The 12,662-nt window shown below is 44.3% G+C and carries 12 protein-coding genes; 4 read left to right on the top strand and 8 right to left on the bottom strand.

The genetic code is table 11. The annotated features are described in order from the left end of the window. The coding region (locus tag F6K37_RS19100; protein ID WP_287251589.1) for a DUF547 domain-containing protein at window positions 1–772 on the top strand (772 nt) is incomplete at its 5' end. Between the two features lie 195 nt (window positions 773–967). On the opposite strand, the gene argJ is transcribed toward F6K37_RS19100, so the two are convergent. Beyond that, window positions 968–2,209, bottom strand: a complete 1,242-nt coding sequence (gene argJ, locus F6K37_RS19095; RefSeq protein ID WP_287251591.1) for a bifunctional ornithine acetyltransferase/N-acetylglutamate synthase — start codon at window positions 2,207–2,209, stop codon at window positions 968–970. A 314-nt stretch (window positions 2,210–2,523) separates the two neighbouring features. Further along, on the bottom strand, window positions 2,524–4,011 hold the full coding sequence (gatB, locus tag F6K37_RS19090) for an Asp-tRNA(Asn)/Glu-tRNA(Gln) amidotransferase subunit GatB (RefSeq protein ID WP_008177699.1): 1,488 nt from the start codon (window positions 4,009–4,011) through the stop codon (window positions 2,524–2,526). Window positions 4,012–4,708: 697 nt separating this feature from the next. On the opposite strand from gatB, the gene F6K37_RS19085 reads away from it, so the two are divergent. Then, on the top strand, window positions 4,709–4,924 hold the full coding sequence (locus F6K37_RS19085) for a hypothetical protein (protein ID WP_008177697.1): 216 nt from the start codon (window positions 4,709–4,711) through the stop codon (window positions 4,922–4,924). A gap of 173 nt (window positions 4,925–5,097) precedes the next feature. Here the strand turns inward: F6K37_RS19085 and F6K37_RS19080 are convergent, their stop codons facing one another. The 6 genes from F6K37_RS19080 to F6K37_RS19055 form a co-directional block, all read right to left on the bottom strand. After that, window positions 5,098–6,324, bottom strand: coding sequence for an LL-diaminopimelate aminotransferase (locus tag F6K37_RS19080; RefSeq protein WP_287251587.1), 1,227 nt, complete (start codon window positions 6,322–6,324; stop codon window positions 5,098–5,100). Between the two features lie 92 nt (window positions 6,325–6,416). Continuing rightward, window positions 6,417–6,740, bottom strand: coding sequence for a thioredoxin family protein (locus F6K37_RS19075; RefSeq protein WP_287251586.1), 324 nt, complete (start codon window positions 6,738–6,740; stop codon window positions 6,417–6,419). Window positions 6,741–7,105: 365 nt separating this feature from the next. Next, window positions 7,106–7,459, bottom strand: coding sequence for a DUF1257 domain-containing protein (locus tag F6K37_RS19070; protein WP_008177691.1), 354 nt, complete (start codon window positions 7,457–7,459; stop codon window positions 7,106–7,108). A gap of 152 nt (window positions 7,460–7,611) precedes the next feature. Then, a complete protein-coding gene (gene ycf46 / locus F6K37_RS19065; protein ID WP_008177688.1) occupies window positions 7,612–9,138 on the bottom strand; it encodes a stress-responsive protein Ycf46 in 1,527 nt (508 codons plus the stop codon). Between the two features lie 117 nt (window positions 9,139–9,255). Next, window positions 9,256–9,603 carry a slr0373 family blue light stress response protein gene (locus tag F6K37_RS19060; protein WP_008177686.1) on the bottom strand — a complete coding sequence of 116 codons (348 nt, stop codon included), beginning with the start codon at window positions 9,601–9,603 and terminating at the stop codon, window positions 9,256–9,258. A 352-nt stretch (window positions 9,604–9,955) separates the two neighbouring features. Further along, window positions 9,956–10,690 (bottom strand): LmeA family phospholipid-binding protein, encoded by a 735-nt coding sequence (locus F6K37_RS19055; RefSeq protein ID WP_008177685.1) that lies wholly within the window; start codon window positions 10,688–10,690, stop codon window positions 9,956–9,958. Window positions 10,691–10,837: 147 nt separating this feature from the next. Between F6K37_RS19055 and F6K37_RS19050 the strand changes: the two genes are divergently transcribed. Both F6K37_RS19050 and F6K37_RS19045 read left to right on the top strand, forming a co-directional pair. Further along, window positions 10,838–11,593 (top strand): pseudouridine synthase, encoded by a 756-nt coding sequence (locus tag F6K37_RS19050; protein ID WP_008177683.1) that lies wholly within the window; start codon window positions 10,838–10,840, stop codon window positions 11,591–11,593. 31 nt (window positions 11,594–11,624) lie between these two features. Then, window positions 11,625–12,413 (top strand): helix-turn-helix domain-containing protein, encoded by a 789-nt coding sequence (locus tag F6K37_RS19045; protein ID WP_008177680.1) that lies wholly within the window; start codon window positions 11,625–11,627, stop codon window positions 12,411–12,413. The last annotated feature ends 249 nt before the right edge of the window (window positions 12,414–12,662 follow it).

The following is a 12,662-nucleotide window of genomic DNA, read 5'->3' as shown; positions in this document are numbered from 1 at the left end:
TCAAGCACCAGCAAAAGATTCTCAAGTACAAGTAAATAGAGGCACTGATAGAAATCTATTGAATTATGACGACTATGCTACTGTCCTAAAAAACCATGTCAACAATAAAGCGCTAGTTAATTACCAAGAATTGCAGAAAAATCCAGAGCAGCTGGAGACGTTTAATGCCTCCTTAGGTGCTGTTGATCCTAGCACCTATCAGTCTTGGGATGAAGCAGAAAAGATTGCTTTCTTGATAAATGCTTACAACTCCTTTACTCTAGAATCAATTATTGATCAAAACCCGCTCAAAAAGAGTATTCGGGATATTAAAGGAGTCTGGAAAGGACGCCAATTCAACATTGCTGGAGACTCTAAAACCTTAGATAATATCGAACACAAGACACTGCGAACGCAATTCAACGAGCCCCGAATTCATATGGCTTTAGTTTGCGCCGCTATCAGTTGTCCTCCCTTAATAAATGAACCATATACTGGGGAAAAACTCGATCAGCAACTGGATGACCAGACACAGAAATTTCTAGTTAGTCCCCATGGCTTTCGTATTGACCGTCAAGAAGGTAGCGTATATCTTTCTTCCATCTTTAAGTGGTTTGGGGAAGATTGGAAAGAAACCTATGGTGTCGATGACAAATTTACTGGTAACGCCAATCAACGGGCGGTGTTAAACTTTATCAGTGACTACCTTAGTCCAGAAGATCAGAAGTATCTTGAGCAGGGGAATTACAAGATCAAATATCTGAACTATGATTGGTCTTTGAATAAGCAATAACTAATTAACCATAAATAACCACTAACACTAACCAATTAACCATAACTAGGTTGATTAATTGATTATTATAGGGATCCGTGTAGGAATTGTGATAATTTTTGTTCCCTGTTCCCTGTTCCCTGTTCCCTGTTCCCTTTGCTATCAGGATTTGTTATGGTTTCTTATTGTTCAAGGCGTCTTTGGCAACAAGCCTAATCAAGTGGTATATTCCGCATTAATCCGGACATAGTCATAACTCAAATCACAACCCCAAGCCTGACCAACACCATGACCATTCCCCACATTAACCTGAATTAAAACCGTATCTTCTTTAAGATAAGCACCAGCAGCAGCCTGTTTGAGATAATCACTAGCCTGTTGACGGTCAAACCCTAAGGGTTGACCATTTTCCATCAGCAAGACATCCCCTAACTGAATCCGCAGGTTTTCTTGCTCAAAGGGTACTCCTGCACGGCCAGCGGCTGCGGCAATTCTTCCCCAGTTTGGGTCTCGTCCAAAGATGGCAGACTTGACCAAGGATGACCCAACAATGGTCTTAGCAATTTGACGAGCCCCTTTATCATCCGGTGCGCCAGTGACTTGGACTTCAATCAAACAGGTTGCCCCTTCTCCATCCCGTGCGATCGCTTTTGCCAAATGCTGACATACTGCTGTCAGCATCCCCTCCAACTTCACAGCTGCTGGTCCCATTTCTGTAATTGCTGATGTTCGGGACTGACCATTAGCCAAGGCAATTAGAGTGTCATTGGTGCTGGTATCCCCATCTACGGTAATTTGATTAAAACTGTTATCCGCTGCCCGCTTTAACATCTGTTGCCACAGGGAAGTAGACACTGCAGCATCGCAAGTTACAAATGCTAGCAGAGTCGCCATGTTGGGATGAATCATACCAGATCCCTTAGCCATACCACCAATCCTGACCGGACGGTCATCAATCATGGTTTCCATAGCAATGGATTTAGTGACTAAATCCGTGGTAATAATCGCTTGAGCTGCTGCATCGGAACCAGTTTCGGATGCTTGTGCTACCAATTGGGGAATTCCTGACAATAGAGCATCCATCTTGATACGTTGACCAATCACCCCTGTCGATGCCAACAAAATCGAATTAGGAGAAACATTGAGTGCTTCACCCAAAGCTTTAGCACTAGCTAGAGCATCCTGCCAACCCTGCTCACCCGTTGCTGCATTGGCTTGTCCAGCATTACACAAAATAGCACGAGCACTAGCTTTAGCTTGTAAGCGTTGACGGCAATAATCTACACAAGCAGCCCGGACATGACTGGTGGTGAACACCCCAGCTGCGATCGCATCCACCTCTGATAATATCAACCCTAAGTCTGGCTGACCCGAAGGTTTTAAACCTGCGGTAATGCCTGCTGCCTGATAGCCCCTGGGAGCTGTTATCCCACCACTAATCTCTTGCCAGTCCGACATGATTCCTCCATTTAAACCATAATTCATGCCCAATCCGGGATTATACCAAGTCTTCTGGACTTACGCACCAAGGGTATTGATCTGTAGCTTGATGTGTAGCCGTAATTTCCAGAATTGCTATAAAATCTCAAAACTTTACAAAAAAACAAAAAAAGGGGTTACACCCCTCATACAAAATAGTGTATATTTTGATATGTAGATGCACCCTGATGATCGGGAGGGTCACGACAGTGACTCTCCTTTTCTTTGTTATTTGTTATTTGTGATTGGTCATTAGTGATTGGTGATCAGCAACAGCTGGCAAGCCCGTTACCTCAATCACCCTTGAGCTTCTTGCCCAAAATTTGGTTAGTCAGCTTAGGATCAGCTCGTCCGCTAGTTTTCTTCATCACCTGTCCCACAAAGAAACCTTGCAGCTTGGTCTTACCATTGCGATACTGTTCGAGTTTCTTAGGATTGGCAGCCAGTACCTCATCAATAATGGTTGAGAGTTGATCCGGGTCAGAGATCTTAATCAAACCCTTACGTTCCACCAGTTCCCTAGCAGAACCACCTTGAGACAGTAATTCTGGCAAAATCTCCTTGGCAATCTTACCACTAATGGTGTCATCATCAATCAAGTTAATCAGTTCTGCCAGAGTATTGGGTTTCAGAGCAATCTCTGTAATAGCCAGTTTCTCAGTCTTAAGATAAGCAGCAATATCTCCCATTACCCAATTTGCGGCTTGTTTGGGATTAGCATTAGCAGCAACACTTGTTTCAAAATACTCTGCCACTTGACGATCATCCGTCAACACCCGGGCATCATAGGCAGAAAGTCCCAGTTCACTTTCATAACGATGCCGCTTCTGGGCAGGAAGTTCTGCTAGCTCACTGCGCCATTGCTCTAATTGTTCCGTTGACACTTCAATCGGTGGTAAGTCAGGTTCAGGAAAATAGCGGTAATCGCTAGATCCTTCCTTAGTCCGCATACTAATGGTGCGTTGACTACCCTCTTCCCAAAGGCGAGTTTCTTGAATAATCGATTTTCCAGCTTCCACAGCTGCGATTTGCCGGTCAATTTCGTACTCAATCGCCTTCTGGATAGCATTGAAGGAGTTCATATTTTTGATTTCAACTTTGGTGCCAAACTCCTTTTGACCCACAGGACGTACAGAGATATTGACATCACAACGCAGGGACCCTTCTTGCATGTTGCCATCACTGACACCGATGTAGCGTACAATCCGACGCAGCTCTTGAGCGTATTCTGCTGCCTCTTGACCAGAGCGCAGATCCGGTTCTGATACTATTTCAATCAGGGGTACCCCAGCACGGTTGAAATCTACTAGGGAGTAGGTAGAACCAGCCAGTCGGTCACTACCAGCATGAACCAGTTTCCCTGCATCTTCCTCCATGTGTAGGCGAGTGATGCCAATCGTTTTACGGATAGGATTACCGTCATCATCGGACACTTCAATTTCCAGTGAGCCATGCTCAGCAATGGGCAAGTCGTATTGGGAAATCTGGTAGTTTTTGGGTAGGTCAGGATAAAAATACTGTTTCCGGTCAAATTTGCTGTAGGGGGCAATCTGGCAATTGAGTGCTAAACCCGCTTTGACAGCATACTCTAGTACCTTTTGATTCAGAACCGGTAACACTCCTGGCATCCCCATACAAATTGGGTCAATATTGGTATTAGGGGTAGCACCAAATTTTGTGGAAGAGTTAGAAAAAATTTTGGTTTCGGTACTAAGCTGACAATGGGTTTCTAAACCAATGATTGCTTCGTATTGAGTTTTAGCTGGTGCAGCAGTAGTCATTGGATGTTATGATTAAAGGTTAACTTTATTGATGGAGCTTAGGGCATTTTTTGTCCAGTCTTCCCATTAATGTACACTATTTCATTAGCTACAGCGTCAATCATTGCAATTACTGGCAGGATTCAAGTTAACAATTTTTAGGTAACTTTTTATGTTTCCAGCTTGGTAATTGTTCGACCTTTTTACATACCATTATTATAGCAAATGTGTCTTACGCTATAATGTCGTAAGTGTAATGTTAAAGGGCTTTTTTTAACTAAATACTTACGTTTAATGGCTAGGCTAGCTGATGAAAATTAGAGACTGTTTATAAAGTAAATCTTAAGACAGCGATTACTTGGTGAATATTGGTGGGTTACGGCGGACAGCTCTGTTAATAGGTGAGCTTTTCTCTTGGTGCGCGTTCACCCTTGTCGGGAAACCCGACCGGGGTCGCACCGCAATCAGCTCATCATCTTTCCCTGTCGTGATCAGGAGTGTAGCGATATCACAGAATCATCTTAATGTCCAGATCACCCGGCTGTTTTTTAGTCAGCGATTTTAGATTAATGTGACTAAAGATTCGACAGAAAACAAAGGTCTTTCATAAGCTAGGCGATGGACGCGCGTCCCGCTTTCAGCGAACGCATATCAGCCTGTGATCGCCTTTCATCAAGCAATCATCCAGTGATCTTATTAGGTCAAATCAGGGGTAAGCATGACTAATCGACAAATCCCACTAACAGAAGACTACACTCGCCCTTGGGCTCTTATGCGTCTACTGCCTAAATGCCAAAGGTACACAGTTGCTAGGTTCTTTAATCGTCAGGATGCTGATAACCATCTCCGATTTTTGGATCGGTATATGCCAGAAGCAAAGTTTGAAGTAGTTTTCGATCTGCCTATCAATGAGGATACTAATCAGGTGCTGTAACACGTTAACAATAAATAACATCGGGCAATAACATAGGGTGTAGGTAAACCTATGGTTTTCAAGGGCCGCCCCATAGCTGATTAGGGTTTAACCTACTAAAAACTCATTCTGAGCTGTTGCTCCTAATACCTTGCCCTAACCCTTAACATTAAATTCGACAGGGTATTAGGTACCTATTGATGAGATTGCAAAAATCCTGAAATTCTCTCCACTGCTCTTTCCAAAACTTCTGGTTCCTGTACTAAGGCAAAACGCACATAGCCTTCACCAGCCTTGCCAAAACCAGCTCCTGGAGCAACAGCAACCCCAGTGGCTTCTACCAAGCTAGTACAAAATTTCACTGAGTTCCCTGCCCAAGGTTCTGGCAATTTTGCCCAGACATACATAGTGGCTAGTGGCACTGGCACTGACCAACCAATCCGGTTTAAAGCATCGACAAAGGTATCCCGTCGCTGTTGATAGGTGGTGACTACAGGTTTAACAATGTCTTGAGAACCATTCAACGCTGCGATCGCACCATTGAGAATCCCCCTGTATTGGTTAAAGTCAATGGCCGCTTTCACCTGCCGCAAAGCTCGAATCACTTGAGCATTACCGATAGCATAGCCAATCCGGAAGCCTCCCATATTGTAAGACTTGGAAAAGCTAAAAAACTCAATCGATACAGTTTTATCTGGGTCTGCTTGCAAAACTGAGGGAGCAACAGAGGTGGGATTAAGGCTTTCTGGGATTTTCCCGATCTGCTCCCCATTCCCTGTGGTATCTTCAAAAACGATATCAACGTAGGGAAAATCGTGAACTAATACCAGATTATGGCACTGACAAAACGCTACTGCTTCCTTAAAAAAAGACAAGGGTGCGATCGCAGTAGTGGGATTATGGGGATAACTCAACACCATCATCCGTGCTTGAGCTAGCACTGCCTGGGGGATATCCTCAAATACAGGCAAAAAATTGTTCTCTGCCAATAGGGGCATGGGATAAATCTGACCACTGGCTAGGTGGACACCACCGGCATGGGAAGGATAGCCTGGGTCTTGTAGCAGAGCAAAATCCCCCGGATTAAGCACAGCTAAAGGTAAATGAGCTGTGCCTTCCTGAGAACCAATCAGTTGTAGCACCTCAGTTTCTGGGTCAACCGGAATACCGAATTTTTCAGTATACCAGCTAGCTGCTGCCTGACGAAAAGCTTTAGTACCATGAAACAGCAAGTAACCGTGAGTGCTGGGATCATACAACGAGGCTTCAATCGCAGCACACACATGCTTGGGAGCTGGTAAATCGGAAGACCCTAATGATAGGTCAATGATTTCTTTCCTAGCAGCTGCCAACGCTTTTGCCTGATCCATATCGGCAAATACATTTGCTTGCAGAGGTTGTAAACGTTGGGCAAACTGCATTTTAATCTTAGTCTTTTTCTTTTGTCTATTCTTTTCGAGCCTTTCCCATCGGTTGCGCTGGCATTGCTCCCATTGCCCCTTACTGCCCTAATTTAAAGGTTCTCATTGAGCATAGTCTGCAATTGACGTTTGGTAATTGCTCCCTCATGGGATTTGGCTAGCTCACCCTTTTTAAACAGTCTTAGAGCAGGGACACCCTCTACCTTGCACTTGGCAACGGCATCTTTATTTTGGTCTACTTCCATCTTAATGACTTTTAAGCGATCGCTATAATTTTCCGCAACCCAGTTTATTGATGAGGATACTAAGCGGCATGGTCCACACCAAGTTGCCCAAAAGTATACCAGTACTGGCTTCTCGGCTTTTAAAACTTCGGCTTCAAACTCTTGATCTTCGATTGTAATCACATTACTCACAACGGTATCCCCTCAAAATACTAGATTAGACTGCATTGACACAATCTATATATTAATTGCTTGAACTTTCCCCCAGCTCAAAAATGGGGGATTATAAACAATTGTTACGAGATGGGCGTAGAGCCGCATCTGGACAGGTTGAGTATAGGATATTTTACTATGACTGAAAACATCATACCGTTTGCATAATATTAAAACTTCCTTGAAAAAGAAGTTTTAATCAAGCCGTCGGAGTTGTCAGCCTTTATGCTTTATCGGCTTTTATAAAATCGAAATTTATACAATTGCACAAAAATTTGCACAAAAAAACGGGTTAACCCGCTATACAATTGGTCAACCCGTGAGCTTGGGAACGCCTAAATGGACTACTTTTGTAGCACCAACTTAACGTTGGCATTGTTTAGGCCACGCTGCTTGACTTCTGCCAAGGTCTTGTTAACGGCATACTTCTGGTTGATGGAGTTGATCAACTCGGTTTGGTTGTGCTTCTTCGCCACACCCCAAAGGTCACCAATCAGGTCAAAGGTGCCATCACTGTTGCGAGACCAACCTAGATCATATTCGCCTTCGAGAACGGCAACCAAGTCAGCGCGAACTCGTTGACCATTGTAGCCGCGAACATCAGCTTCTGTCTTAACATTGATTCCCAGGTCACACAGGGAAGTCTTCAGGATTTCGGCATCGGTGATTTTAGTGCGCAGAGTGCTAAAGTGAGACATGTGGATTTCCTCCAGAAAAGGTATCAGAGAAAGGACAACGTAGCGTTTTACTTTTATGGCTAGCCGCCCTCAACAATTACAAGCGGCTACTTATCAAACTGCTAGCAATTTTTTGCTAGCCTTTACTCCTGTTGGGAGCAGGAGAAAGCCTGTTAGAACTCCATACGCTGATATTCAGCTACGGAGGATGCAGCAGGTCGCGCGCGTTGCCTAGCCCAGTCCCTCAGGGCTGCAACCTGCTCTGTCATCGTGCGCGATAGAGGCTGAGTTGATTTAATCGCGGCAATAATATCCAGTTGAGTAAACTCCCGGTCTTGAGCAAATGCCTCGTACATCGCTGCCACCAGGGCTTGTTCAATCTCAGCCCCAGAAAAACCTTCAGAAACCTTAGCTAACTGTTCAATGTCAAAGCGGTCAATATCTCCACGCCGCTTTTTCAGGTGAATTTCAAAGATTTGCTGGCGTTCTTGGGTGTTGGGTAAATCAACAAAAAATATCTCATCAAAACGACCTTTGCGCAGGAATTCTCCTGGTAGGCGCTCCACTCGGTTGGCTGTCGCCATCACAAAAACTGGTGAGGTTTTTTCTTGCATCCAGGTCAGGAAAGAACCAAAGATTCGACTTGAAGTACCCCCATCAGAGTCAGAAGAACCACTGCTACCAGCAAACGACTTATCAAGCTCATCTATGAAGAGAATAGCTGGAGAGATTGATTCTGCCGTCTTCAAAGCATTGCGCAGGTTGGCTTCCGAGCGCCCTACCATCGAGCCATCGTATACCCGCCCCATATCCAGGCGCAATAGTGGCAGACCCCATAAACGAGACGTAGTTTTGGCAATCAGAGATTTACCACAGCCAGGAACCCCTAGAATCAACATTCCCTTCGGTTGAGGCAAACCATATTCTCTCGCCCTCTCTGTAAAGGCATTAGAGCGCTGCTTTAGCCAACGCTTCAGTTCCTCTAACCCTCCTATAGAATCGAGGGTTTCATCTTCTTCGATATACTCTAGGATACCGTTGCGGCGGATGATCTGCTTCTTCTCGGATAGAACAATATCGACTTCAGCTTCGGTGAGACGACCAGCTTTAACGTAGGCTTTGCGATAAACCTTCTCTGCTTCATCCCGGGTCAAGCCTAATGCTGCTTTGAGCAGCTTTTCCCTAGTTTCTGTAGTAGTTCGACGAGTTTTGCTCTGATCCAGTTGGTGGGATAGGACTTGGTTAAGTTCCTTAAGGTTTGGTAGGGGAAAGTCAAGCACGACCACTTCCTTTTCCAACTCAATAGGAATCTGCTGCACCGGGGACATTACGATGATAGACTTTTTAAGAGACTTCTTAGCTTCCTCCCTAAAGCTTGCCATCGCATCCCGCAACCATCGGGTAGTTGCTGGTGCATCGATAAAGGGATGTAAGTCCTTAAAGATGTATATACCAGGTTCTTTTTGTTGAATTACCCACTGAACTGCTGCCTCAGGAGAGACCGTATTGTGCTGAGTGGTGTGGCGCGATTGACCATACTCAACAATCCCGTGAGTGACGGTCCAAACAAAGACTCGTTGCTGTTGAGACTTCCTTTGAGCAATCATTGCTATTGCCCTCTCTGCCCGCTCCTCCTCGGGAGTCACGAGGTAGATTAGAGGATATTGAGCTTGAATGAGAACGTTTATCTCTTCTTGCATAACTCTACCTAATATTAGAGACGGCTTACAACTGCCCAAACATCTTCAACTGAACCACTGAGCTAACTAAGTCTGCTCTGGGAGTAGATTAATTTGTCTACCTTAACTTTGGCTACCTTAACAAGGAACCAATTCCTCTTCTCCGTGAGAATCGGTAATGGAGCATACTTTCGCTGTTACCTTTTCTACTGGGAGTTCTTCCGATATCACACCAGGTTGGTTTTTCAGAGCAACTAATTGTCCCTCTGAGAGAACCAAGTCACTAGAACACTCAGGACAGGAGTATACTTGATGGGTTTGTCCATATTGGTCTACCTCTTCAACCACATCTTGGTGTTCTATGTAGAATATAATCGCCCTCTCAACCATAGCTGACATTGATTCAGAATCAACAGCCGCTTTTATTTTGAGCCGACGGTGCAATCCTGGTGGAAGATAAAGAGTAACTTTTTGCTTGTCTTGCATATATTTTTTATATCGTTGTACCCGGGTATGTATTTAACCTTATCGGCTTCCTCTCTAGCTGTCAAGACATTAAGCTGCTATGACGGCATAATTGTTACATTACTTAATATTAGGGGGCGGAAGGAAGATGGTTATCTTATTGATATGGAATAGGATTTAGTTGGCAAGGGATGGAGCGCCCTCAAAGGTAGCGATGGTGAGGCCAACGACAATCTCCACGGGTCTTATAGCGCTACGCTTAGCGTGAGAAGGAACGAAGTCAGAAGTCAAAAGTAAGCGATTACTTACGTTTCGGAGTTTAGGAATGTCAAACATCTGAATGGGTAGTGCTATACAAAGTAAGGACTAACACCTAAGGCATTACCTTCAGTCCTCCACGACATATCAGTTGTCCAGTTGTGAGGGTAAGTTCAAGAAGCTCCACCTCTGGTCCTAAATTTATTAGAAACCCATCTAAGCTAATCGGGGGGGCATCAGGGTCTATCTGAACTTGCAAGGGGTTCAGTTCCAGTTGGTTGGGGGTCGCCAGTTGGATACCAGCACGAATTACTATCAGCTTGGTACCAACATCAGGATTAGTTGAAATGCCTCTTAAGGTCAGCTGTCCTATATTGATATTAATCTTTTGCCAGCGTATTTGTGGCTGTTTTGGGTCGTTACCGGGTTTAATGATATCATCTGATTTAAGGAATGTATATAATAACTCCGTCAAAGCGTTAGATAACAAGGGTGCTTCAAGAGATGATTGCAGGTCTGGTTCTAGGAGTAATAGCTGACCCACTACGGGAACTGGTTCTAAAAGACGTAGGGGTTTACCCTTAATTATCTGACCCAGGTTAAGTTTAATATTACTGCCTTCGAGCTGAATTTGGGTTAGATGCAGTCCTTGATAAACTGCTTGGTTGGCAGCAAGGGCAACCTGAGGAATGTAACCAGTCAGGATTTGGCGATCGCGTCCCACAATGCTTAGTTGCAATGTAGCAACTTCCTCTACTTGCGATCGCAGCCACAGCCGTAGCGCTGGGGAAATAACTTTGCTGATAATCTGGCTTGGCTTTTGCTTCGAGCTTTTCGGAGTTTTAACCAAAAGAACACCTTCTTGTACTATTTGTACATAGTATTTTGAAGTCGTTGTCTAATGGAAATCAACTCCTGGGCACACTATAAGCATAAGGCAAACTAAATTCAGCATCACCATAGTCCAGAAGACAAAGCTCAAGCCAAATGTTGGGTCATGGAGGAAAGAGTACAAAAAATTCTTTCACAGTGGGGTATTGCGTCACGGCGTCGAGCCGAGAAGATGATAGCCGCAGGACAAGTGCGCCTAAATGGTACGACTGTACATTTGGGGCAGAAAGCTGATCCAGAAACAGATGTAATCGAAGTGGATGGCAAACCGATAAACCCCTATCAGCGACCTCAATCTATCTACCTTTTACTGAACAAGCCTGCTGGAGTAGTTTCCACTTGCCGAGATTCCCGGAATCGTCCGACAGTAATTGACTTATTACCGGATAAACTAACCAAGGGTCAGGGGATTCATCCTGTAGGAAGGCTGGATGCCGATTCTACAGGTGCATTACTACTGACCAATGATGGTGAGCTAACATTTCGCCTGACCCATCCTAGTCATCACATACCTAAGACGTATCAGGTTTGGGTACGGGGTAATCCCCCAGAATCGGTCCTGCAAACTTGGCGTGAAGGTGTTAATCTGCTGGGTAAAAAAACGTTACCCGCTCAAGTCCGTGTACTTAAGCGTAAGGGTCAATCCACACTTTTGGAGGTGGTCTTAACCGAAGGTAGAAACCGACAGATCCGTCGTGTTGCTCAACTGCTAAGCTATCCAGTGATTCATCTACATCGTACTGCTATTGGCCCGATTAAATTAAATCTACCAGGAGAGCCAATTCTTCCTTGTGGTGACTACCGTGCCTTGAATGATGTAGAGGTGAGTTTTCTTACCAGTAAATCCACCATTGTTCAGTAAAAATGCCAGCAGATGTCGAGGAGTACCGTGTATGAATGAAAACAAAGTCCCGTTGCAGGAACAACAACAGAAGAAGCTGGCAGAAATGGGTTCATACCTGTGCCAGTTACGCACTCAACAGTCTAAAAGCATTGGGGAAATTGCCACTTGCACCCGAATTAATGCACGATTTTTGAGGGCAATAGAGCAAGGCAAGCTAGACCAATTACCAGAAGCTGTGTATGTTCAAGGGTTTATCAAGCACTTTGCGGATGCACTAGGCTTAGATGGAGACGAGTTTGCCAAGGCTTTTCCCACTGGGGTAACTGTACAAAGGTCAACACTTTCGTGGGGTAACAGTTGGATTCCTCAACTGCGACCGTTTCATCTTTATTTGTTCTACATTGGCTTGGTTATTGGTTCGGTGAGTGGCTTATCTGTCCTAATCAACCCTTCTAAGCCACAAATAACTGATAAGGAACCAAACTTGTCTCCAGCTCAATCATTACCGACACCCGGTAATTTAGATCAAACTAACTCGCAAGCGCAGTTAGCCTTAACCAAGATACCGTCCAGTCCACATAAGCCAGTTCAGGTGGATATCACTCTCAAAGGTAGATCTTGGCTTCTGATCGTGGCAGATGGCAAGAAAAAATATGAAGGCATCCTAGAAGAAGGAACCCAGAAGACTTGGGTTGCTAACGAAAAACTATTTGTTAAAGCTGGGGATGCTGGCAATGTAATCGTTGAGTTCAATAACCAACAGGCAAAGCAGATGGGGGCTCCTGGTGCAGTACAAGCATTAACCTTTGCCGCTAAACCTAGACCCTCTCTCCAGTAGTCAAGCTTTCTAGGGGAAAAGCATTAAATTCATCAATCTTAAACATTAAAAAAGCATATAATTGGGGGCAAAAACCTATAGATTTTAATAAAAAAATCGCAACCTATAGCATTTAAAATTAAAAATAGATTCATGAAAACCAATGCTGATTTACCATAACACGAAACAATTGTCGGCTCTCTTTCCTAATGTTACCTGTTACCTTTGTTAATCAATTAAATTTGAACATATCAAATTCAAATGCTATAG

The sequence above is a fragment of the Moorena sp. SIO4E2 genome (assembly GCF_010671945.1).
GTDB classification, from domain to species: domain Bacteria; phylum Cyanobacteriota; class Cyanobacteriia; order Cyanobacteriales; family Coleofasciculaceae; genus Moorena; species Moorena producens.
Note: the sequence above shows the minus strand (reverse complement) of the source record. Positions and strands in the feature narration are given on the sequence as shown.

Excerpts from the sequence above, each read along its gene's own strand:
- argJ (WP_287251591.1), bottom strand. The coding sequence starts at position 2,209 with ATGTCGGACTGGCAAGAGATTAGTGGTGGGATAACAGCTCCCAGGGGC.
- gatB (WP_008177699.1), bottom strand. The coding sequence starts at position 4,011 with ATGACTACTGCTGCACCAGCTAAAACTCAATACGAAGCAATCATTGGT.
- F6K37_RS19085 (WP_008177697.1), top strand. The coding sequence starts at position 4,709 with ATGACTAATCGACAAATCCCACTAACAGAAGACTACACTCGCCCTTGG.
- F6K37_RS19080 (WP_287251587.1), bottom strand. The coding sequence starts at position 6,324 with ATGCAGTTTGCCCAACGTTTACAACCTCTGCAAGCAAATGTATTTGCC.
- F6K37_RS19070 (WP_008177691.1), bottom strand. The coding sequence starts at position 7,459 with ATGTCTCACTTTAGCACTCTGCGCACTAAAATCACCGATGCCGAAATC.
- ycf46 (WP_008177688.1), bottom strand. The coding sequence starts at position 9,138 with ATGCAAGAAGAGATAAACGTTCTCATTCAAGCTCAATATCCTCTAATC.
- F6K37_RS19060 (WP_008177686.1), bottom strand. The coding sequence starts at position 9,603 with ATGCAAGACAAGCAAAAAGTTACTCTTTATCTTCCACCAGGATTGCAC.
- F6K37_RS19050 (WP_008177683.1), top strand. The coding sequence starts at position 10,838 with ATGGAGGAAAGAGTACAAAAAATTCTTTCACAGTGGGGTATTGCGTCA.
- F6K37_RS19045 (WP_008177680.1), top strand. The coding sequence starts at position 11,625 with ATGAATGAAAACAAAGTCCCGTTGCAGGAACAACAACAGAAGAAGCTG.